This is a genomic window from Nitrosarchaeum sp., from assembly GCF_025699065.1.
Taxonomy (GTDB): Archaea; Thermoproteota; Nitrososphaeria; order Nitrososphaerales; family Nitrosopumilaceae; genus Nitrosarchaeum.
The window spans coordinates 62,999-82,657 of record NZ_JAILWF010000006.1 but is presented as its reverse complement, the minus strand read 5'-3'; the positions used below and the strand labels follow the sequence as shown (position 1 = coordinate 82,657).

Annotated in this window: 31 protein-coding genes; 14 read left to right on the top strand and 17 right to left on the bottom strand. The window is 34.1% G+C overall.

What is annotated here, in order from left to right:
* Positions 1–31: 31 nt before the first annotated feature.
* The 8 genes from K5782_RS07805 to K5782_RS07770 are packed head-to-tail and all read right to left on the bottom strand — an operon-like array spanning position 32 to position 4,585.
* Positions 32–718, bottom strand: a complete 687-nt coding sequence (locus tag K5782_RS07805) for an ERCC4 domain-containing protein (RefSeq protein WP_297465517.1) — start codon at positions 716–718, stop codon at positions 32–34.
* A 51-nt stretch (positions 719–769) separates the two neighbouring features.
* On the bottom strand, positions 770–1,201 hold the full coding sequence (locus K5782_RS07800; RefSeq protein WP_297465515.1) for a prefoldin subunit beta: 432 nt from the start codon (positions 1,199–1,201) through the stop codon (positions 770–772).
* A gap of 24 nt (positions 1,202–1,225) precedes the next feature.
* Positions 1,226–1,468: a KEOPS complex subunit Pcc1 gene (locus K5782_RS07795; RefSeq protein WP_297465513.1), complete on the bottom strand. Its 243-nt coding sequence runs from the start codon at positions 1,466–1,468 to the stop codon at positions 1,226–1,228.
* On the bottom strand, positions 1,455–1,664 hold the full coding sequence (locus K5782_RS07790) for a 50S ribosomal protein L37 (protein ID WP_007549847.1): 210 nt from the start codon (positions 1,662–1,664) through the stop codon (positions 1,455–1,457). Before K5782_RS07790 ends, K5782_RS07795 begins: the two co-directional genes overlap by 14 nt.
* 1 nt (position 1,665) lies before the next feature.
* Positions 1,666–2,484, bottom strand: a complete 819-nt coding sequence (gene rrp42 / locus K5782_RS07785; protein ID WP_007549846.1) for an exosome complex protein Rrp42 — start codon at positions 2,482–2,484, stop codon at positions 1,666–1,668.
* Positions 2,485–3,219 carry an exosome complex exonuclease Rrp41 gene (rrp41, locus tag K5782_RS07780; protein WP_007549845.1) on the bottom strand — a complete coding sequence of 245 codons (735 nt, stop codon included), beginning with the start codon at positions 3,217–3,219 and terminating at the stop codon, positions 2,485–2,487. It lies immediately after the preceding gene.
* Positions 3,219–3,899, bottom strand: a complete 681-nt coding sequence (gene rrp4 / locus K5782_RS07775; RefSeq protein ID WP_007549844.1) for an exosome complex RNA-binding protein Rrp4 — start codon at positions 3,897–3,899, stop codon at positions 3,219–3,221. Before rrp4 ends, rrp41 begins: the two co-directional genes overlap by 1 nt.
* Positions 3,899–4,585, bottom strand: coding sequence for a ribosome assembly factor SBDS (locus tag K5782_RS07770; RefSeq protein WP_048109434.1), 687 nt, complete (start codon positions 4,583–4,585; stop codon positions 3,899–3,901). The genes rrp4 and K5782_RS07770 overlap by 1 nt, the downstream gene beginning before the upstream one ends.
* A 158-nt stretch (positions 4,586–4,743) precedes the next feature.
* Here K5782_RS07770 and K5782_RS07765 point away from each other — a divergent pair, with 158 nt between their 5' ends.
* From K5782_RS07765 to K5782_RS07715, 11 genes are all read left to right on the top strand, one after another.
* Positions 4,744–4,956, top strand: a complete 213-nt coding sequence (locus K5782_RS07765) for a hypothetical protein (RefSeq protein ID WP_297465509.1) — start codon at positions 4,744–4,746, stop codon at positions 4,954–4,956.
* Between the two features lie 56 nt (positions 4,957–5,012).
* Complete coding sequence (locus K5782_RS07760; RefSeq protein WP_297465507.1) at positions 5,013–5,297, top strand: hypothetical protein; 285 nt, start codon at positions 5,013–5,015, stop codon at positions 5,295–5,297.
* Positions 5,298–5,422: 125 nt separating this feature from the next.
* On the top strand, positions 5,423–5,590 hold the full coding sequence (locus K5782_RS07755) for a hypothetical protein (RefSeq protein ID WP_297465505.1): 168 nt from the start codon (positions 5,423–5,425) through the stop codon (positions 5,588–5,590).
* Positions 5,591–5,986 carry a DUF6659 family protein gene (locus K5782_RS07750; protein ID WP_297465503.1) on the top strand — a complete coding sequence of 132 codons (396 nt, stop codon included), beginning with the start codon at positions 5,591–5,593 and terminating at the stop codon, positions 5,984–5,986.
* Positions 5,983–6,165: a hypothetical protein gene (locus K5782_RS07745; protein ID WP_297465501.1), complete on the top strand. Its 183-nt coding sequence runs from the start codon at positions 5,983–5,985 to the stop codon at positions 6,163–6,165. Before K5782_RS07750 ends, K5782_RS07745 begins: the two co-directional genes overlap by 4 nt.
* Positions 6,166–6,182: 17 nt before the next feature.
* Positions 6,183–6,389, top strand: coding sequence for a hypothetical protein (locus K5782_RS07740; protein WP_297465499.1), 207 nt, complete (start codon positions 6,183–6,185; stop codon positions 6,387–6,389).
* Between the two features lie 236 nt (positions 6,390–6,625).
* Entirely contained in the window at positions 6,626–7,264 is a 639-nt protein-coding gene (locus K5782_RS07735; protein ID WP_297465497.1) for a DNA-directed RNA polymerase subunit D, read from the top strand.
* Positions 7,265–7,309: 45 nt separating this feature from the next.
* Complete coding sequence (locus K5782_RS07730; protein WP_297465495.1) at positions 7,310–7,657, top strand: 50S ribosomal protein L18e; 348 nt, start codon at positions 7,310–7,312, stop codon at positions 7,655–7,657.
* On the top strand, positions 7,650–8,111 hold the full coding sequence (locus K5782_RS07725) for a 50S ribosomal protein L13 (RefSeq protein WP_297465493.1): 462 nt from the start codon (positions 7,650–7,652) through the stop codon (positions 8,109–8,111). Before K5782_RS07730 ends, K5782_RS07725 begins: the two co-directional genes overlap by 8 nt.
* The gene (rpsI, locus tag K5782_RS07720) at positions 8,108–8,557 is read left to right on the top strand and encodes a 30S ribosomal protein S9 (protein WP_007549830.1); all 450 of its coding nucleotides are present in this window, start codon (positions 8,108–8,110) and stop codon (positions 8,555–8,557) included. The genes K5782_RS07725 and rpsI overlap by 4 nt, the downstream gene beginning before the upstream one ends.
* Before the next feature lie 3 nt (positions 8,558–8,560).
* Positions 8,561–9,286, top strand: coding sequence for a nucleotidyltransferase family protein (locus tag K5782_RS07715; RefSeq protein ID WP_297465489.1), 726 nt, complete (start codon positions 8,561–8,563; stop codon positions 9,284–9,286).
* Here K5782_RS07715 and leuD (K5782_RS07710) read toward each other — a convergent pair.
* The 5 genes from leuD (K5782_RS07710) to K5782_RS07690 form a co-directional block, all read right to left on the bottom strand.
* A complete protein-coding gene (gene leuD, locus K5782_RS07710) occupies positions 9,264–9,848 on the bottom strand; it encodes a 3-isopropylmalate dehydratase small subunit (RefSeq protein WP_297465487.1) in 585 nt (194 codons plus the stop codon). The genes K5782_RS07715 and leuD (K5782_RS07710) overlap by 23 nt on opposite strands.
* 1 nt (position 9,849) lies before the next feature.
* Positions 9,850–11,265: a 3-isopropylmalate dehydratase large subunit gene (gene leuC, locus K5782_RS07705; protein ID WP_297465484.1), complete on the bottom strand. Its 1,416-nt coding sequence runs from the start codon at positions 11,263–11,265 to the stop codon at positions 9,850–9,852.
* A 7-nt stretch (positions 11,266–11,272) separates the two neighbouring features.
* Complete coding sequence (gene leuD, locus K5782_RS07700) at positions 11,273–11,758, bottom strand: 3-isopropylmalate dehydratase small subunit (RefSeq protein ID WP_179365897.1); 486 nt, start codon at positions 11,756–11,758, stop codon at positions 11,273–11,275.
* Positions 11,755–13,026: a 3-isopropylmalate dehydratase large subunit gene (locus K5782_RS07695; protein WP_297465482.1), complete on the bottom strand. Its 1,272-nt coding sequence runs from the start codon at positions 13,024–13,026 to the stop codon at positions 11,755–11,757. The genes leuD (K5782_RS07700) and K5782_RS07695 overlap by 4 nt, the downstream gene beginning before the upstream one ends.
* A 76-nt stretch (positions 13,027–13,102) precedes the next feature.
* Positions 13,103–13,819: a TIGR00266 family protein gene (locus K5782_RS07690; RefSeq protein ID WP_297465481.1), complete on the bottom strand. Its 717-nt coding sequence runs from the start codon at positions 13,817–13,819 to the stop codon at positions 13,103–13,105.
* 113 nt (positions 13,820–13,932) lie between these two features.
* Here K5782_RS07690 and K5782_RS07685 point away from each other — a divergent pair, with 113 nt between their 5' ends.
* A complete protein-coding gene (locus tag K5782_RS07685) occupies positions 13,933–14,709 on the top strand; it encodes a coenzyme F420-0:L-glutamate ligase (RefSeq protein ID WP_297465478.1) in 777 nt (258 codons plus the stop codon).
* A 49-nt stretch (positions 14,710–14,758) separates the two neighbouring features.
* Positions 14,759–15,307, top strand: coding sequence for a hypothetical protein (locus K5782_RS07680; RefSeq protein WP_297465476.1), 549 nt, complete (start codon positions 14,759–14,761; stop codon positions 15,305–15,307).
* Positions 15,308–15,335: 28 nt separating this feature from the next.
* On the opposite strand, the gene K5782_RS07675 is transcribed toward K5782_RS07680, so the two are convergent.
* Positions 15,336–15,665: a hypothetical protein gene (locus K5782_RS07675; RefSeq protein ID WP_179365893.1), complete on the bottom strand. Its 330-nt coding sequence runs from the start codon at positions 15,663–15,665 to the stop codon at positions 15,336–15,338.
* A gap of 101 nt (positions 15,666–15,766) precedes the next feature.
* Here K5782_RS07675 and K5782_RS07670 point away from each other — a divergent pair, with 101 nt between their 5' ends.
* Positions 15,767–16,294, top strand: a complete 528-nt coding sequence (locus tag K5782_RS07670) for a hypothetical protein (RefSeq protein WP_297465473.1) — start codon at positions 15,767–15,769, stop codon at positions 16,292–16,294.
* On the opposite strand, the gene K5782_RS07665 is transcribed toward K5782_RS07670, so the two are convergent.
* The 3 genes from K5782_RS07665 to K5782_RS07655 are packed head-to-tail and all read right to left on the bottom strand — an operon-like array spanning position 16,295 to position 19,646.
* The gene (locus K5782_RS07665; RefSeq protein WP_007549815.1) at positions 16,295–16,729 is read right to left on the bottom strand and encodes a hypothetical protein; all 435 of its coding nucleotides are present in this window, start codon (positions 16,727–16,729) and stop codon (positions 16,295–16,297) included.
* A gap of 54 nt (positions 16,730–16,783) precedes the next feature.
* A complete protein-coding gene (locus K5782_RS07660) occupies positions 16,784–17,746 on the bottom strand; it encodes a 2-oxoacid:ferredoxin oxidoreductase subunit beta (RefSeq protein ID WP_297465471.1) in 963 nt (320 codons plus the stop codon).
* Positions 17,736–19,646, bottom strand: coding sequence for a 2-oxoacid:ferredoxin oxidoreductase subunit alpha (locus K5782_RS07655; protein ID WP_366069564.1), 1,911 nt, complete (start codon positions 19,644–19,646; stop codon positions 17,736–17,738). The genes K5782_RS07660 and K5782_RS07655 overlap by 11 nt, the downstream gene beginning before the upstream one ends.
* Positions 19,647–19,659 lie beyond the last annotated feature (13 nt).

Below are 19,659 nucleotides of genomic sequence, written 5' to 3'. Positions count from 1 at the left end.
CGACACAGATTTGTTAATTTATTTAACAGTATCATGAATCATGCAAAGTTTTTTGATCTGATTTTTTTAGGTGTTTACTTTGAGATTCAAGTACTTTTTTTATTTTTTTAGCTCTTGCATCCCCTAGCCCCTCAACTTTTGCAAGTTCATTGGTAGTAGCTGTAAATACTTTCAATGGGGTTCCAAACCTTTCAAGCATTCTAACTGCAAATTTTTCTCCAACTCCGGGCAAACTACAAAGAGAAGATAATTGTTGTTTTTCTAGATCAGTTGATTTTTTTATTTTTTTCAGATAGGGTCCTTTAATCGCATCAGTTCTAGAACATAATGAAACAAGCAATTTTGCAGTATGCATTGCACTGGGAGTAGGGATTATTGGAATTTTAAAATCTAAAGCAACGGTTGATAGTGCACCATAAAAAATCATCGGATTATCAGTAATTTCTTCAATTTCATCGACGTTTCCCTCCATAAGCACAATTGGAAATTCAAAGTGTTCTTTTAGTCTAGTGCATTGATCAAAAAGCCTACCATCAAAAACAGAAGACAGTAAATCACGAATGCTTTTTCGTTCCACCACAGTTTCAGGTGCAACAATATAATCTCCAATCGGCAACGTCTTCATTTCAAGATTAAGACCTACAGACTTTAGCAAGTCAGGAATACCACTCTTACGTTCTCGTTCATCTACTATGATTCGTAAATTTTCTAGTTTCACTAAATGTAATTTTCTTAATTTGTTAATATCCTTTTGAAATAAACATAGTGATTATTTTCTAGGATTGTCGTCTGGTTGTGGTTTTGGAATTTGTGTACTTCCAGATGATGGTTTTGGTTGCTGAGTACCAGCAGATGGGCCTCGCATCATTTCAGTAATTTTTGCTTCTTGTTCTTTGAGTGATTCTTTAATTCTTAATTCTTGTTTTTCGAGAACAGTTGCACGTGTTTTTGCCATTTCTTTTCGCTCTTCTAGTTCATCGATTAGTTCTTTTTTTGTAGACTTTATCAAAATAGAGCCAGCATGTTTGTATACATTATCATCGTCAGCTGCTTTTTTTAATTCCTCAAGTGCCTTTTCAGTTTCAACTTTTTCCATTTCAAGATGTTGTTTTTGTGTCATTATAGATTGAAGATTTTGTTGGGATTGTTGCATCTTCATGAGTTGTTCTTGAAGCCAAGGTGGCATTTGTCCTGATGACATGTTAATACAAATTCCGGGATTTCATTATATCTTTACCGATTCAATAGAATCGTAGCTTGCCTGAATTAATCTCAAAGTTGAATTAAGATTTGCTCTCAAATGTGGCATATGATTAGATTCTACAGATATTGTAATTTTTTTATCAAAAGATATCTTAGTTTTTGTAGGGTTTTCTGGGTAAAAATCATTATCAGTGTTTATTGAATCAAAAATTGCTTTTGTTTTTTCTTTTGCATCAACAATAATTTTTGCACTAAAGTTTGACATCGTATGCTGTTCCAGCTACTTTGAAACTACATTTTTTGCAAGACCATATGCCAACTGCATCTCGGTTAAACTGCTGAGAACCACATTCAGGACAGTGTCTTTTTTCTTTTAGTTGAAAATGAATTTTTGAATATTGTTTTCTAATTTTAATACCATATCGTGCACCTAAGCCTTTTAGTGATTTTTGTTTTGCCATTTTATTGACCAGATTCCTTTGCTTGTTTTAACTTTTCTCTTATTTTTGCGCCTACTTTGACTGATAATTCACCGCATTTTATTACTTGTTCAAAAGTAAATCCATCATTTCCTCCTTTTTGTAAAGCACAGATGTTTCCATTAGAATCAGTAGTGATTGTAATTCTTGCATCCATACTGCTCCATTCATCACCGTTTGGATCAACGATTATGTGGTTTCCTATTTTACCCATAGTTACAGAAACTGGAATAGTAGAAATTGGAACATCTGATTCTTCTCCTTCAACTAAAGTGGGTACATCATTTTTCATCTCCCATTTTGGAGTTTTTGATGAGAGGATTGCAGCTGTTGCAGCATAAGCACATGCATCAAACAAATTGCCATCGTAATCTACTACAACATTATCAGCAAAGACTCCAACTACAGATTTGTTTTTTTCAATTACTAGTTGAGTTAAATCAATCATATGACTTTCCCTAATACCTCTATCGACTACTCTTGCTAGTTCAATTACGTCAGGACCAGGTGGTCCAGTTTCAACAGTTGGATGAGAAAGTGGCAAAAGCTCAGCGGTACAAATGAAGATTCCTTTGTCACCCATGTCTGGAAAAGGTCTATCGGGTTGGATTTTAACACCACATATTACTTCACTGTCACCTAATCGAACTCTTGCAGAACCATTTGCTTTTGGAATTGCATTTGTTTCAATGATCAAGTTTCTTGGTTCATCTAGTGCCCTTCCATCAACTCTTTTTCCCTGTTCTAATAATTCTAGAATTTGAGATTTCTTTAGATCATCAAGTACACTAGTGGATGTCATTTATTTTTCCCCGTTTCCAAAATATTTGTCAGTAAGTGCTTTTCTTTGTAATTCATAAACAATTTTACAACCTTTAATTCCAGTCTCTACACATTTTTTGTATTCTTCTGGTGTTAATACACCATCTAATTGGAGTAATGTGATCTTTTCTAGACTTGGCATATAGCCAATAGGCATATCTGCTTGTCCTGCTTGGTCTTCTTCATTATTAACATCAAGAATAATTGTGTCAGCCGCTTTTCCAGCTGCACAAGCTGCTACCATATCCCTCATTGGAATCCCAGCGTCAGCCAATGCAACTGATGCTGCAGAAAGTGCAGCACATCTAGTACCGCCGTCGGCTTGAAGAACTTCAATGAATACATCAACTGCAGTTCTTGGGAATTTCTCCAGCATAACTGCAGGTTCTAAAGCTTCTTTGATAACTTTGGAAATTTCAATTTCTCTTCTTGATGGTGCAGGATTTTTTCTCTCAGTTACAGAGAATGGTTCCATGTGATATCTAACTCGTAAAATACCAGTATCAGTGTTTGACATGTGTTTTGGATGAACGTCACGTGGTCCAAATACTCCAACTAAAATTTTATTATCGCCAAATTCAATGTATGCTGAGCCATCAGCATTTTTCAATCCACCAGCTTTAATCATGATTCGTCTTGGTTCGTCAACTTTTCTACCGTCACAACGAATTCCATTTTCATCTAGTAGAACTAGGGTTGCTTCTCTTCCGCCCATTATGATTCACCTTTTGATTCTAACATTTCTTTCACTTGATCTGTCAAATTAGCAACATGTGCCATTTCATCAACCATTTTGATTGCCTTTTTTGCCTTTAATAATCCCTCGGGAGTCTCACAGGAGACAACAATCCAACCATTTTGGCCAATCGTAATAGCTGCATTTGTAGCCATTTCAATCATTTGGATCATAGTTCCTCTTTTTCCAATTAAGCGCGGTACCTTACTAGTAGATATTGAAACTAGGTGACCAGAGTCAATCTTACCAAGATCTCTATCAGCTATTGTTACAAGTGGATCTCGGGTTCTATCAAAATTAGCAATTCTGGCTGCGACTAGATCGCCTGCCTTTAATTTAGATGAAAGTTCATCAGCATGCGCAGAAAAATCTCGTCCAAATACATCCTGAGCAGGTAAAAATCCAACATAGCAGGAGTTGATATCTAATTCCCAAGAAAGCGAGGTATGAGATACGACTTTGCCAATTACAAGATCATCGATTTTTGGGATATATTTTCCAGTCAATGGAATTACTTTAATAGAATCATCGAAAATTTCTGAAATTCCTATAGCCGTAGAAATAATTTTGTTTCCGTCCAAAATGACATTTTGTTCTGGTCTGAAAGGACCAGTCGTGATTACATCGCCAGGTATAACATATTTTCTTTTATTTTCCATTACTTCATAACCTCAACTGTTGCAGAACCTTTGGTTATAGAACCCAATCTATCAATCACATTTGGCCTTGCTCCAGCGGGTATTTCAAGTATTGCTTTTAAAGAACCATTATTTTGCCATTCTTCTTTTTTTAAAACTCCGACAGATTTCAAAACAGCATATGATTGTGATGCATACTGTGCAGGTATTGTAATTTCAAGATCTAGATTTTCAGATTTCAAAGCTATGATAGAACGTAATTTTTCTACAATGTCTGGAACTTGTTCTTCAACATTTTTTTGTGGTTCTATTGTGATTCGTCCATCCTTTAATGCTTGTTCAATTCTTAGTGGAGGATGAGGCAAATGAGTTCTAGGATCGACGTATGTTTTTGCAATAAATGCAACAATTTGTTTTCTCTTATCATCAAGCATCTTACGTCTTTGATCTGTAGTGAGATTCAGTTCTCCTTTTTTTAGCATAATTTCTGCAATCTCAATTACATCTTCAGTTTTGAAAGCCTTGAGCAATTTTTCAGTTGATGGTTTAGTACCCTTACCAGAATCAGTATAGATTTCATCTGCAATCAATATTGAAGATATGTCTTTTTTCTTACCCATTTTGTAATCCAAGGCAGGATCAGGCTTGACTAAGATTTCAAATTTTTCACCTTCATAAGAATATCTAACCACAGTTACATCAGTCATTTCTGAAATATCCTATGTTAATTTGGTATTTATCTCTAACAAATACAATTTTGCTGTAAGCAATACGTTCTTTGTCAGATTTTCAAAATTATCATAAAAACAAGGCATGCCACAAATCACTAACCATTGTCTAATATTTGTTCATACATTACTATACCATGAGTCAAATTCAAATCCAAAAAAGGCAACCTGCGCCTTCAGAAACACTGGTTCAAAGATTCCCAGTAATAAAAGGTAAAAAACTTGAAACAACAAAACTATGCAAAATTTGTTTTGCACCATCGATACCAAGTGTATACGATACAAACACATGCAGTCCACTAGTTCTAAAATGCACAAAGTGCGGATGCAAATCATGGGCAACTCAGTAAAAGGCATGCCACAGTCAAGAAACCAAAACTAAGTATTTGCAAGAGAATAACAAACTATGAATCAAATAGAATCGTTTGAAAATAATGGTTTGAACTTTACAGTTATCAAACCATATTTTGTACAGACGCAGACAAAAACTAGAGATTTAGAGATTGTATTACAGAGATTATTTCAAAGAGAAAATATAATTTTCAATCGAATTGTAATGACCATCAAAACAAACGATAGTGTTCAAAGTACGATGCTAGCATCAGAACTAATCAAAATAAGAACATTGAAAAGAAATCTTTGTGTTGCTTTAGAATTAATGTATCATTACCATACCTCACACTACCAATAATTAAAAAAATTAAGATCACATATTTTTAATTTCTATTTTTAATTTTTCATAGAAAATAAAATCAAAAATAAGGCATGCCACAAATCAGTATCTATGACAATATATTTGTGAATCAAAAACCTATCATGTCAACAATCATAATACAAAGGCAGCCTGAGCCTTCAGAAATGCTGGTAAAAAGTATCCCAGTAAAAAAAGGTAAAACACTTCAAAGAATACAAAATCAGGAATTCAAATGGGAAGATCTAGCTGGTTTATCATGGATTCTGTTAGATGAGGGAGATGAATATTAAATGGAAAGTAAACAAGTCTACATTTATGATTACATTTGTAATCAGATGTGTCAAATCAAAGGAATAAGATTTGCAGCAATAATAAATAACAAGGGAAGGAAGATTGCAGGGGGATTTAGTTCCAATATCATACCATTAGAAAATGATAAACAAAAAATGGAGATGTTGTTTATGGAAGTAGCACTTGACTTGTCAATGAGAAAAGAGTTTGATGATTCACTTGGAAATATACATGCAATAGTATCATATCGAAATAAAGCAAATATCATCACAATTCCTCATGAGGGTAAATTAATGCTGATATCATCAGAACCAGAATTAGATCCAAACAAAGTAATCAGTATTGCACACCAGAATCTCAGATCTATTAAAATTTTGGAGGTAGTAAATCGTTGAATATCTACGACACTAAAATTGTATCTTGTATTGTCTGTCAAAAAGCAATAGGAGAAATTGAATTTGATTCAACCATGGTTAATCCTTTATGTGGATATTGTTCTTCAACTGAAGAAAAATTACATACTTCAAAAAACCATAAAGATAATTTTAGAATTAAGATAGGACAAGCAGCATAGTTTTTTTGGTGATTAGTTTGCCTGATGAGTCATGTAGAAAATGTGGAGGTTTATTGCTAAATTATTCATTGTGTGGAAAATGTAGAATACCAACACGATTTATCTGTAGAATTTGTGGAGGTGTAACTCTTGAACAATTTCATGAATTTATCTGCTTTAACATAATGGGACATGATAAAAAAGGAATTACATATCCTTTAACAAAACATGTCACGGTACAATGAACATTCTAAAAAATAAATTTCACAAAATAGAACAGTACGACATAAACAGTAGGTGATAAGGATACTCTCGAATTCAGACAGTAGGTTTTATGAAGCACTTTAAGCTAAATGGCAATCTATTTTTAAAAGATAATCGCAATGGGGTAATTCAGTCTTAAATCTCAATAAAGCCCCCATGATCCATACCTAATTCCAGCTAGATTTTTATGTGGATTTTGAAAATTTTCTTCTAAGATTTGTCTTCTTTAGAGGTAATTAACAAGGAAAATCAAAAAATATCAATCAAGCTCAAAGGAGTTCCGTTACAGTATGCAAATGCACTTAGACGAATTTGTCTAAACGGTATTCCAGTATTTGCTATTGATACTGTAGATATAATTGAAAATTCTTCGGTACTACCAGATGAGGGATTAGCACATAGATTAGGATTGATTCCAATTAAGACAGATCTATCAAGATTCAATGAACCATCTAAATGCGATTGTAAAAGTGAGACAGGCTGTTCTAATTGTAAAGTGATGTTTGTTTTAGATTCAGGAGATTCAGATGTCACTAGAACGATATTATCAAGTGATCTTACATCAGAGGATGAATCTGTCAAGGCAACTTCAGATAAAATTCCAATTGTTCAGTTAGCTGCTGGTCAAAGAATCAAAGTTGAATGTTATGCTAGACTTGGCCGCGGAACAGAGCATGCTAAATGGAATTCAGCAAATATTTCAGTTTTAACTGAGACAGATAAAGAAAATGAGAGAATACTAACAGTTGAATCAACAGGGGCATTAAAGCCAGAACAGATAATCCTTGCAGGAGTAGATGAGTTAAGCAATAGATTATCAGAGTTTAAAGAAATGATTAACGAAATAAAAGAATAAACTAAGCATACACATTATATTTGGGTTTTAAACCGGATTATTCACATGACTAATCAAGTCGTCATACGCATGGCAAAGGATCTAAAGAAGGCATCTGCTAAAAACGATGCTCCGATTTGGGCAAAGATGGCAAAATATGCATTAAAACCGTCCATTGCAAGACGATTTATCAATTTAAACAGAATTGCTCAATTAACTAAAGATGCAGATACAGTTGTATTTCCAGGTAAGGTATTAGGAACTGGAGATATCGAACATAAGATTACACTTTGCTCATTTTCAATCTCAAATACCGCAGCAGCAAAGATTTTAGAAAAAGGCGGAAAAGTCATTACATTTTCAGAATTAATTGAAAAGAACCCAACAGGAAAAGGAGTTGTACTACTTGGCTAGTCAAGAAAACGTCATATCAACAGACAGACCAATTGTAGTCGATGCTACGGATCACATTGCAGGAAGACTCTCATCAAATGTTGCCAAATTATTGTTAAATGGAAACAGAGTTTCAATTGTAAATTGTGAAAAAATTATGCTAAGTGGAACAAGAACAAACATAATTTATCATTACAGGAAATTTTTAGAGGTAAACAGTGTCATTCATCCAAAACATGGTCCAGTGCATGCAAGAAGACCAGACACAATAATGACAAGAATGGTACGAGGTATGTTACCAAAGAAAAAACCATCTGGATTATTAGCACATAAAAGACTAAGAACATACATTGGTTCACCAAGAGAATTAAGTGGATTTGAAAAGATTCAATTCAAACAAGCAAAAATTACAAAATCTGCAGCAAACTATACAACTATTGGGGACATTGCAAAAATAATTGGGTGGACTGAATGACAACACCAAAAACTGAAATTTATTTTGCAACTAGAAAAACATCTAGTGCGCATGTATACATTACAAAAGGACGTGGTAAAATCAGAATTAACAACATACCAATTGAGATGATACCTCAAGAAACTGCTCGAGAGGTTATGTTAGCTCCATTGGAAATTACTGGAGATTTGAGAGATAAAATAGACATTTCAGTTAGAGTAAGAGGGGGTGGATTTATGGGGCAAGCTAGTGCAGCAGCTACCGGCATCTCAAGAGCACTTACAGGCTGGACTAAATCTAAAAAAGATCCAAAAGACCACCCATTCCCAAAATCAACAAGAGAAGATCTTAGACAAAGAATTACAGATTTTGACAAATATCTGATTAGCGGTGATGCCAGAAGAAAAGAACCAAAGAAATTTGGCGGACCCGGCGCAAGAAGAAGAAAGCAAAAATCATACCGTTAGGTTGTGAAGGCTATAATTTTAGCTGGTGGCAAAGGAACAAGAGGCAAACCATATACCGAATATTTTCCAAAGGCAATGACGCCAATATTTGGTAAACCGTTAATTGATTATATTACAAAATATCTAAGTTCATTTGATTTTATCAAAGAGATCATCATAATTTCAGACTATCAAGGATTGGGCGGTCAGATTAAAAATTATTTTAGCCATACAAGTAAAAGAAAAAAAATCACATTTGTACAAGACTCACAAAGTGGAACTGGGGGAGATCTATTACATATTGAAAATAATCTCAAAGGAGAAGATGAATTTGTTTTGTGGTTTGTAGATAATCTATGCGCCATAGATTTAGTCAAGATGAGAAAGGTCTTCAAAGAAAAAAATAGCATAGCATGTATTGCAACAAGAACAAAAAGAAAAGAAGAGACAGGATTTGCAGTTGTAGAAGATGGAATAATTAAAGAATTTAAAGAAAAACCAACTATGAAACTACAGTTATCGGAATGCCTAGGAGTTTATGTTTTAGGAAAAGACATAATTAAAAGAATTAAAACAAAAAAACAAAAAGAGATCAATCTTTCATTTGATATTTTACAACAATTATCTAAAGAAGGAAAAATTAGCGCCTACGACATAGAAGATAGAGAGTGGATAGATGCAGAATCTCCGATGGTTTTAGAAAGAAACGAGAATACGGTAAAAAAAATCATAAAACAGATGGGATTTTAGATTGGTTTTCAAATTCAGTAATTTTTTTCTCATAAAATAAAGTTTGAGCAATATCATCTAGACCTTCTAAAAGAATTTTTTTCTTGTGTAAATCAATATCAAATGAAATTGTTTTAGAATTTGTTTTGATTATTTGATTTTCCAGATCTACTTCTACATCACCAGTTTCTTGTTGTAGTTTTTCAATTGTTTTTTCATCTAAAACAATGGGTAATAGTCCATTTTTGAAACAATTGCTATAAAAAATATCAGCAAATGAAGGGGTAATGACTACTGAGAATCCATAATCTAGCAAGGCCCAAACTGCATGTTCTCGACTAGAACCACATCCAAAATTATCCCCGGCAACGAGAATTTTGGAATTTTTGTATTTAGGCTCATTTAATACAAAATCAGATTTTAATTGCCCTTGATCATCGTATCGCCAATTATAAAAAAGAAATTTTCCAAATCCAGATTTTTGGACTAGTTTTAGAAATTGTTTTGGTACAATTTGATCAGTATCTACATTTACCTTATCTAATGGAGTGATAATAGTTTTAATTTTTTTAAAAGATAGCATTTCAATTCAAATCCATTTCTCTTACATCTACAAAGTGTCCAAATATTGCAGCAGCTGCTGCCATAACAGGACTTACTAAATGAGTTCTGCCACCAGTTCCTTGTCTGCCTTCAAAGTTTCTATTTGAAGTACTTGCACATCTCTCACCAGGTGATAAGATATCTGGATTCATTCCAAGACACATGCTGCATCCAGATTCTCTCCATTCAAAATTAGCATCAATGAAAATTTTATCAAGACCTAGGTCTTCTGCTTGTTTTTTTACCATCTGAGAGCCAGGAACAACCATAGCTTTGACAGTAGGAGATACTTTTCTGCCTTTAACAACTTTAGATGCTTCAATTAGATCTTCCAGTCTAGCATTTGTACATGAGCCAATAAACACTCTATCAATTTTTATTTCAGTCATAGGAGTTCCTGATTTCAGATTCATGTATTCAAGTGCTTTTTCTGCGCCTTTCTTTTGGTTTTGATCGCCTTTAGCAAAATCTTCTGGAGATGGAACTAATTCAGTCACATCAATTGTCATTCCAGGATTTGTACCCCAACTTACTTGAGGTGCGATATTATCAATATGCAAAGTATATTTTTTTTCAAATTTTGCATCCTTGTCAGTTTTTAGATTTTCTCTCCAATAATCAACTAGGAATTCATAGTTTTTTGGAGTGTATTGTCTACCTCTAAGATATTCGAAAGTCTTTTCATCAGGGGCAATCAAGCCTGCACGGGCTCCTGCTTCTATAGACATATTACAAATAGTCATTCGTTGCTCCATAGAAAGATCAGATATACCCTCACCACAATACTCAATCACTGTCCCATTCCCACCAGAAGTTCCAATATTTTTGATAATTGATAATATGATATCTTTGGCAGTAACAGCATGAGGGTTTTTTCGTTTTCCTTCTACTTTAATTTCAAAGGGCTTTGGTTTTTCTAACCAAAGAGTTTGAGATGCCAAGACATGCTCCACTTCGCTAGTTCCAATTCCAAATGCTAGTGCACCGAAAGCACCATGAGTGGATGTATGACTATCGCCGCAGACAATAGTTGTTCCAGGTAAAGTAATTCCCAATTGAGGTCCAATGACATGAACAATTCCTTGATTAGGACTGTTAATATCAAACAGCTTAATTCCAAAATCTTTACAGTTTTTTTCTAAAGTTTGTATTTGGACAGAAGATGTTTGATCTAAAATTGGAAGTCCTCTATTATTTGTAGGAACATTATGATCCATTGTTGCAATTGTAAGATCAGGTCTTCTTACTTTTCTATTATTCATACGAAGTCCATCAAAAGCTTGAGGAGAAGTTACTTCATGAACAAGATGTCTATCAATGTAGATTAGAGATGGACTGTTTTCTTTTTCTACAACAACATGTGCATCCCAAATTTTTTCAAAAAGTGTTTTTCCCATTTTAATCCTAATCTGGTTTGTATTTGAATAAACCGCCAGCTTCTATTATTTTTCCAATAATATCAGAAAAGGGTTTCATTTTATAGGTTTTGTTTTTTGTGAGATTATTGATTTGATTTGATTTTAAATCGATATCAATCTGATCACCTTCAGCGATATCAGAGTATGCATCTTGATCAATTTCTATAGGAAGTAAAAATGCACCGTCAACTGCGTTTCTATAAAATATTCTTGCAAATGATAAAGCAAGTACTGCCTTTATTCCAGAATGAGCAAGTGCAATCGGGGCATGTTCACGGGATGATCCACATCCAAAATTTCTTCCAGATAAAATAAAATCGCCTTCTTTTACTTTAGAATGAAAATCAGGATCAAGTCCTTCCATAGCATGTTTTGCAAGCTCAGCATAATCATGTACTTTGAGATATTGACCTGGAATTATTACATCAGTATCTATATTGTCTCTTGCGTATTTTATGACATTACCTTTCATTTCAAATCCCTCGGATCAGTAATCTTTCCAGTTACAGCAGATGCTGCTGCCACAAGAGGGGATGAAAGATATGTTTGAGAATCAACATGACCCATTCTTCCTGGAAAATTTCTGTTTGTAGTGCTGATACAAATTTCATCTTTTGCCAAGACTCCCATATGTGCACCGCAACAAGCTCCACATGTAGGTGGTCCTACTGTAACACCTGCATCTAAGAATATTTTGAGCAATCCATTCTCCATTGCTCGTTTGTAAATAGAGATAGAAGCAGGCAAGATTTCAGTTCTAATTTTAACTGTTCGCCCTTTGAGGATTTTAGCAGCAGCTTCCAAGTCTTCATACTTTGCACCAGTACAAGAGCCAATGTATGATTTATCCAATTCAACAGATGGAGCTTCTCGGACGATTGCAATATTTTCTGGAGAAAAAGGTTTTGCAACAAGAGGTTCCATTTCAGAACCTTCGTATTCGTATATCTTTTCATATTCAGCATCAGCATCACCATGAACTAGTGTAATGTTCTTAGCGCCTCTGCTTGTAAGATAATCAACAACTTTTTGATCTGGTTCAACAATTCCATTTTTAGCTCCAGCCTCGGTGGTCATATTACACATTGTCAATCTGCTTTCTACGGACATTTCACTAATTCCACTTCCACCAAACTGCATTGTTTTGTACGCACCACCTTCAGTGGAAATATCACCAATGATTTTTAAAATAAAATCTTTAGCCATTACATGATCTGGGAGTTTTCCATTTAGCTTAAAGTATAATGTTTGAGGAACCTTAAACCAAATCTTTCCATTTAGCAATACGTATGCTACATCAGTATGTCCCAATCCACATGCAAAAGAACCAAGTGCACCGGTAGTATTTGTATGAGAATCGCCTCCAACATACACCTCACCGGGTAATACTAGTGCCTCTTCATGAGAAAGGGTATGACAGATTCCATATTGACCCATACCATACTTGAAATGTTTTTCAATTCCATAGTTTTTCGTAAAGTTAGATAATTTGATCACATTTTCAGCAGACATTTTATCTGCTGAAGGAACAAAGTGATCTTCAGCTACCCAAACTTTAGTCGGATCCCATAATTTGTCAACATTAACTCCTTGTTTTTTTAATTTATCAAATACTTTGATTACACCAGGTCCAGATACATCATGAACCATTACTTTATCTACATTTGCGAATATTACATCGTCTGGAGCAACCTGTTGTCTGCCAGAAGCACGAGCAAGTATTTTTTCAGTAATATTCATAATCGAAAAAGCCCTTAATACAGATTAAAAGCTTTTCAGACATTCATCTAACAATCTAAAGAATATTGAGGTAAAATCACATTCCAACTCTAAAACCACCAATATTGAAATTATTTCCTTGAGTTTCTTGAGTGTGTTTTACTCCAAGTAAATCAATTAACTCTTTGAGATTCTTTGTTTGAAAATAGATTATTGCAGGACCAGATATTTTTGTAACCAATCCTTCTCCACCAAGAATAGTATTTTTGAGTCCTCCAAACTTTGTAACTTGGTAATCAGAATCAATACTTAATGCAACAAGATGATAATTATCAAGAATAAATGTCTCACCGGATAAAATATTTTTTTGGATAATTCCACCATATGCATTACAAAATATTTTTCCTTCTCCTGTTGCTTTTAGCATGAATAGTTCGCTTCCAAAAACTCCCTTTGTAAATCCCTGCCACTTTGTATCAATTTCTACACCAGGAGTCGATGCAATGTAAGAACCTGATTGAACAATAAATCCAGAATTATTATTAATTGAAATTTCAACAATATCACCAACGGGAGGACCAGTAAAACCTAAAACACATCCATCATGTTTTGCAGTATACTTGTTTACAAAAAATGACTCATTTCCTAAAAGTGAGACTTTGACTGCTTTTAGAATTCCAGAACGTATTTTTGTGTCTATTTGGATTTCACCTTGCAAAAATACCAAAGCGCCTGCTTCTGCAGTAATTGATTCATCTTTGTTTAGATTTACTTCTAATATGCTCATTGGGTTTTTGAGTATTTGAAATTCCATAAAACATTGCTAGTGATCTAGATAAAAAACCATTCTGATTCAACTAATTCAAAGTAAAATCCTAGAGCACCAGTACACAACAGTAAAAAAGAAAAGAAATTTTACTTCACAACATGTCACTGACAGTATTACCTCTAGTTTCAGAAAGAAAGGAAAAAAAATTTGATGTCTTTGAAACATTACTTGAAACATTAGAGAAAAATGATGAAAAATTACAGAATGGAGATGTCATAGTAATATCCACTAAATTTATCTCCAATTCTCAAGGAAGGCTAGTTGATCTTAACAGTGTTAGAGCATCAAAAGACGGAATTGAAGTATCCAAGAAATTTCAAATGAGAGCAGAAATTGCAGAGATAGTTTTAAGAGAATCAGATAAAATTTTTGGCGGAATTGCAGGATTTGTCATTACGTCAGCAGACAACATAATGGCCCCAAATGCAGGAATTGATAAATCAAATGCCAAAAAAGGAAAAATAATTTTATATCCAAATAATCCCTACATCATAGCTGAACAAATCAGGAGAAAGATTTTTTTAAAATTCTTAATCCATGTTGGAATTATTCTAGTAGATAGTAGATTAATGCCATCACGTATTGGAACATCTGGTGTAGCAATAGCATGTGCAGGAATAGAACCAGTATTAGACATGAGAGCAGAAAAAGACCTTGATGGAAATCCATTGAAAGTGACATTTCAAGCAGTTGCAGATAATCTTGCAACAATTGCAAATCATAAGATGGGTGAAGCCGCAGAATCAAAACCATTTGCGATTGTTAGAAACTCAGGAGCTAAACTTACAGATAGAAAAATTAGCCCGACTGAGATGGCCATATCTCCTGATCAATGCGTATACGTTAGAGGTTTAACAAATCCAACAAGTCACTAGAAATTTTATTGGTTCTGCTTTAAATAGAGGTTTTTTCAGCACAGAATTAATGGAGTATCTAACAAAATATCCCAAAACAATTTCATTTTTGGACGGATTAAAACATAGTATTAACGTAGACAGTAAAGGGGTAGAACAGCTACACATCGTAGTTAAGAAAAGTTTTGAAGATTTAATGAAAATTTTTACATCTGAAGGATTTACCAAAGTCAAATTAGAGCATAAACAACCAAATCAAATTGGAAACGGTTTGAACCTTAAACTAAAGAAGCCATGGGAGATGCACATTAGATTGGTAGATCTAAAAAAAGGACTGATAGGAATACATGCAGAAGTTGAAGTTTCAAGAGACTATCTTCAGCATCTTGTATCTCAAAGAACACCTGTAATATACGAAGTAGAAGAGATAATGAAAAAATATCAAGTAGATTACAAAATATGGCACGATAAAATTAAAAAGAATGTTCACACAATTTTTGACAATTATAAAGTAAAACTTGCAACACCCAGTATCCCAGTATTTGCATGGAAACCAATGTTATTTGTAATTGGAACTGTAAGCATATTTTATCTGTGGAAATTTGTCAGTACTATCTAAGATAATCAAAAAATAAAAAGTCGATTTACTATATGCCCAAAGTTTCTTCTTTGGTTAATTCAAGATAGACTTTATCACCCACAGACAAACCCATCTCTTTGTATTCGTGCATCTCAAGTTTAAGTTGGGTAACGCCACTTTGCATACCCATTCCACCCATTCCTGAGAACATCTTGTTGAGATCCTTCATCATGTCATTCATGTTGGTAAAGCCCATGACCTTTGGAGCTCCAAAAGGAGATTGAGGTGATTGCATTGTTCCTTCTTTTAGATCTTTAACCGAAGAAAGAGAGACAACGACATATGGTGCTCCATCAGGAGCAGAATCGATACTTCTTACTACAAATTCCTTTTTCATAATGAGGTATTTTTTACGCTATAATTTTAATTTTGATGAGGATATGGACACATCCAGTCTTGATTTGAAGCTTTAATTACAATTTTCACGATTTACAGTTGATGAATGATGAGAATTTGAAAATATCCTTGCAATATTATGGAATATCACCTTGGGAGATTGAAGTAATTTATGGATATTTGAATTCCAGATTCATGATCAGTCAAGAGGAGATCGAAGCGAACGATGAAAATTTTGTCAGTTTTTTAAATATAGACATACCACTTGCATTTAATGAAGAATTTTTTCAATGGTTTGATTTTAAACGCTGGGAAAAAATGAAGGCAGTATTCAAAGAGATGAAAAGGCGTAGAGGTGCCGGAAATGCATTAAAGATTAACATTAATTTTTTTGGAAATCCAAAAATAATTTTTGTTATAGATACAGATGATAAGCAGTCATATGATAATGCAATTGAAAAGATAGATTTTGTTTTAGAGTTACTTCCATATCATTTAGACCCAGAGAAGATACCATCAGACATTTTGGAAATAATCTACAAGTTTGATCCTCAAACAGCAAGATGGCGTCTAAAAACTGCAAAATCTGAAAATAAAATATATTCATTTAGTGGAGATCGATGGAATTAATTATTTGAGATCTTTTTGAAGGGGTTCAAGTAAACTGTGTAGTTCTTTGTATTTTGATTCCAGAAACTCTAAAGCATCATCAAGTTTTTTTGATTTACCATATTTGTAACGAATGAGTTCACGATGATGCCAAAATGTTTTTCCATTTTCAACTGAAATGGTTGTAAAGTAATCAGTTCCTTTCAAATTATCAGGTAGTTTAACATCGTGCGGAAAAAGCAACTCTACAATAAACCATTCATCAGCATCAGGATAATCGGAGCCGGTATCAACATCAAAAAATACATGAAGTAGATCAGACTGCATTAAACCATCGTCATTTATGGATGGATGTTTGACTGATGATTTTTTAAAATCAAGATTGACAAGTTCTGGTTCAAAGAAACCTTTAATGATTGATTTTCTAAATATTTTATTTGCCTCGTTTATGTTCAACAGTAAGGTGATCTAAAATTAAACTAGTCTATAACTTATTAGGTTTCAGACTTGTTAAACTCTGAGGGAATCAAGGATTGTTGAAACATCAGTGATAGGCAAACCGTTTTCTGATATCTTTTGTTTTGATGGGGGGTTTTCAAGGTAATTTGGGATTTTATCAATTAGTCGGGTAGAATATTCAGAAATTAGTTCATTTTGATAAAATATTCCTATCGGGATTTTATTTCCCCATTCTAGAGATTTTATCATTGCTTGAGACATTTTTTCGTTATCTTCAGTTTCATCGTCATAATGTACACTATAGTCATAATGAGTATCTTCAAGCTTGTAGATTCTAGCGTGTCTTTCCATGGATTCTTCTGCTAAATCAACTCCAGCATACCAATCTCTTGTATTGATATCATTGTAAGTCGGACATGGTTGCAATACATCAAGAAATGAGAGTCCCTTATGACGAACAGCCTTTATGATTAAATCTTTTAGATGTCTAACATCATATGAATAACCACGCGCTACAAAAGTAAAACCACTAGCTACTGCCAACCCAATTGGATTTACATTATAGTTAGTATTTGGTGAAGGAAGGGATTTTGTTTTCTCACCAAGTTTTAGCGTTGGAGATGCTTGTCCTTTAGTTAATCCATAAACTCCGTTATCAAATATTATGTAAGTCATGTCAACATTTCGTCTGCCAGCTGCAACAAAATGACCAGCACCGATTCCCAATCCATCTCCATCACCGCCAACTGCAACCACAGTCATCTCCGGATTTGCGAGTTTTCCTCCCTGAGCAAAAGTCAAAACTCTTCCGTGCAATGTATGAACTCCATAAGTGTTGATAAAATGAGATGTCTTTCCAGAGCAACCAATTCCAGAAAAAATTGTTGCCTTATCACGTTCTATTCCCATTTCTGCCAACGCCATTTGTAATGCATTAACAATTCCAAAATCACCACACCCAGGACACCAATCATTATGTACATTAGTTTTGTAATCTGCCAGTTTAAGCGCCATGACTTAGTACCTCTCTTTTGTTTGCTTTATTTTCAACTATCTTTTTTAATGAATCATAAATTTCAGTGCTTGTCATTCCTCTTCCAGTGTATTTTAAAATAAAATAATCAATTTCTCGGGTTACATTTTGCTTTAAGATCTTACCTAACTGTCCAGAATGATTTGCCTCAATGTCAATGATGGTTTTTACATCCTTTAAAAGTGCCTTGACATGTTCAGCTGGGAAAGGATGAATTAGCTTCATTTGAATAAATCCAATATCGATTCCTTCTTTTTTAAGCATAGAAAGAGCATCTAAGATAGGACCTTTGGTAGAACCCCAAGAAACTATCGTAATATCATGGATTCCAAATGAGACAACTTGTTCTTCTTGCGGAACCCGCTCTAACACAAGGTCCAGTCTAGACATTCTTTTATCCATCATTTTGATTCTAAGTTGAGGGTCTTCTGTAATATGACCAAATTCATCAGATTCGTCTCCAGTATTCCAAAAAACACCATTATCTAGACCTAATTTAGAACGAGGAGATATCCCATCTTCAGTAAATGCAAATCGCCTATACTCACCATCAATTTTATCTAGCAATAAACCCCTATCAATTGAAATTTTCTTTGGATCAAATCTTTTGCATGTAACAACAGAACTGGAAAGAAACTTGTCCATCATGTGAATGACAGGTATTTGATATACGTCTGCATAATTGAAACATCGACCTGTATCATAGAAGCTCTCTTCAATATCTCCTGATGCATAAACAATTTTTGGAAAATCACCATGTCCTGCATTAACTGCAAACAATAAATCATCTTGGCCGTGTCTTGTAGGAAGACCAGTTGATGGTCCACTTCTCTGATACAAAGTAATAACAATTGGAACCTCATTAATTCCTGCCCAACCTATTGCCTCAGTCATTAATGCAAATCCTGGACCTGAAGTAGATGTAGAAGAACGTGTACCAGTAAGTGCTGCACCAATCATCATACCCATTGCAGATATCTCATCTTCAGTTTGAATTACAATCGTTGAACCTGGTCTATCATTTTGGATTTCCAAAAGTTCGTTGGATTCAAGATATACGCTTTCATCTGAAGCTGGGGTGATAGGATAGTATGATTGAAATCTGCATCCGCTAACCATTTTTCCAATCGAGGTTCCGAAATGACCTTGAACAAGAATTGTGTCATGTTGTTTTTCAATTCCTGTTAAAGAATATGGAAAAGCACCAAAGTTTAACTTGGCATAATCATATGAAAAATTTGCTGCCTGTTTGTTAATCTCGGCTATCTGAGGTTTTTTTGAAAATATAGAGTCAATGGATAAAAGCAGTGGATCAAGTGGCATTTTGATTAATCCTAACGATAATGAAACTGCGATAACATTAAACATTCGAATTAATCCACGAAGTTTAGGATTCTCTGTTTTTTCAGCAAGATTTGAGAGTATTTCTCTAAAGGATAAAGGGTATAGATGAACACCTTTTTCTTTTGCAATCTCAAGAACTCCAGCAATCGTAAATGGTTTGTTTTTTGATTCAAGTTCTCGATGTAATCTTTCTTTAAAATAATTATCAAGTGTATGTACCTCATCAGTAGTAATTTTATCCAAATCAGAATCATATATTATTCCGCCGCCACTTGCAACCTCATCAAAATGCCTAAAAATTGTTTCAGCATCAAATGACGCCATTAGTGTAACGTCATTTACATTTGAACGAATTTTATGATCAGAGACTCTAACTGCAAAATAACTGTGTTCGCCTTTGATATTAGAGTAAAATTCTCTCTTACCAAAAATATGATAACCCATCTCGGCACAAACTTTAGAAAAAACATTAGCTCCAGAATCGACACCACTTCCCTGTGGACCACCAATTAACCAAGTAAAATCAACAGAACCCATACCAATTATTCTC

Coding starts and splice junctions, on each gene's coding strand:
- K5782_RS07800 (WP_297465515.1), bottom strand. CDS start 1,201: ATGTCATCAGGACAAATGCCACCTTGGCTTCAAGAACAACTCATGAAG.
- K5782_RS07795 (WP_297465513.1), bottom strand. CDS start 1,468: ATGTCAAACTTTAGTGCAAAAATTATTGTTGATGCAAAAGAAAAAACA.
- K5782_RS07790 (WP_007549847.1), bottom strand. CDS start 1,664: ATGGCAAAACAAAAATCACTAAAAGGCTTAGGTGCACGATATGGTATT.
- rrp42 (WP_007549846.1), bottom strand. CDS start 2,484: ATGACATCCACTAGTGTACTTGATGATCTAAAGAAATCTCAAATTCTA.
- rrp41 (WP_007549845.1), bottom strand. CDS start 3,219: ATGGGCGGAAGAGAAGCAACCCTAGTTCTACTAGATGAAAATGGAATT.
- rrp4 (WP_007549844.1), bottom strand. CDS start 3,899: ATGGAAAATAAAAGAAAATATGTTATACCTGGCGATGTAATCACGACT.
- K5782_RS07770 (WP_048109434.1), bottom strand. CDS start 4,585: ATGACTGATGTAACTGTGGTTAGATATTCTTATGAAGGTGAAAAATTT.
- K5782_RS07765 (WP_297465509.1), top strand. CDS start 4,744: ATGAGTCAAATTCAAATCCAAAAAAGGCAACCTGCGCCTTCAGAAACA.
- K5782_RS07760 (WP_297465507.1), top strand. CDS start 5,013: ATGAATCAAATAGAATCGTTTGAAAATAATGGTTTGAACTTTACAGTT.
- K5782_RS07755 (WP_297465505.1), top strand. CDS start 5,423: ATGTCAACAATCATAATACAAAGGCAGCCTGAGCCTTCAGAAATGCTG.
- K5782_RS07750 (WP_297465503.1), top strand. CDS start 5,591: ATGGAAAGTAAACAAGTCTACATTTATGATTACATTTGTAATCAGATG.
- K5782_RS07730 (WP_297465495.1), top strand. CDS start 7,310: ATGACTAATCAAGTCGTCATACGCATGGCAAAGGATCTAAAGAAGGCA.
- rpsI (WP_007549830.1), top strand. CDS start 8,108: ATGACAACACCAAAAACTGAAATTTATTTTGCAACTAGAAAAACATCT.
- leuD (WP_297465487.1), bottom strand. CDS start 9,848: ATGCTATCTTTTAAAAAAATTAAAACTATTATCACTCCATTAGATAAG.
- leuC (WP_297465484.1), bottom strand. CDS start 11,265: ATGGGAAAAACACTTTTTGAAAAAATTTGGGATGCACATGTTGTTGTA.
- leuD (WP_179365897.1), bottom strand. CDS start 11,758: ATGAAAGGTAATGTCATAAAATACGCAAGAGACAATATAGATACTGAT.
- K5782_RS07695 (WP_297465482.1), bottom strand. CDS start 13,026: ATGAATATTACTGAAAAAATACTTGCTCGTGCTTCTGGCAGACAACAG.
- K5782_RS07690 (WP_297465481.1), bottom strand. CDS start 13,819: ATGGAATTTCAAATACTCAAAAACCCAATGAGCATATTAGAAGTAAAT.
- K5782_RS07685 (WP_297465478.1), top strand. CDS start 13,933: ATGTCACTGACAGTATTACCTCTAGTTTCAGAAAGAAAGGAAAAAAAA.
- K5782_RS07680 (WP_297465476.1), top strand. CDS start 14,759: ATGGAGTATCTAACAAAATATCCCAAAACAATTTCATTTTTGGACGGA.
- K5782_RS07675 (WP_179365893.1), bottom strand. CDS start 15,665: ATGAAAAAGGAATTTGTAGTAAGAAGTATCGATTCTGCTCCTGATGGA.
- K5782_RS07670 (WP_297465473.1), top strand. CDS start 15,767: ATGAATGATGAGAATTTGAAAATATCCTTGCAATATTATGGAATATCA.
- K5782_RS07660 (WP_297465471.1), bottom strand. CDS start 17,746: ATGGCGCTTAAACTGGCAGATTACAAAACTAATGTACATAATGATTGG.
- K5782_RS07655 (WP_366069564.1), bottom strand. CDS start 19,646: ATGGGTTCTGTTGATTTTACTTGGTTAATTGGTGGTCCACAGGGAAGT.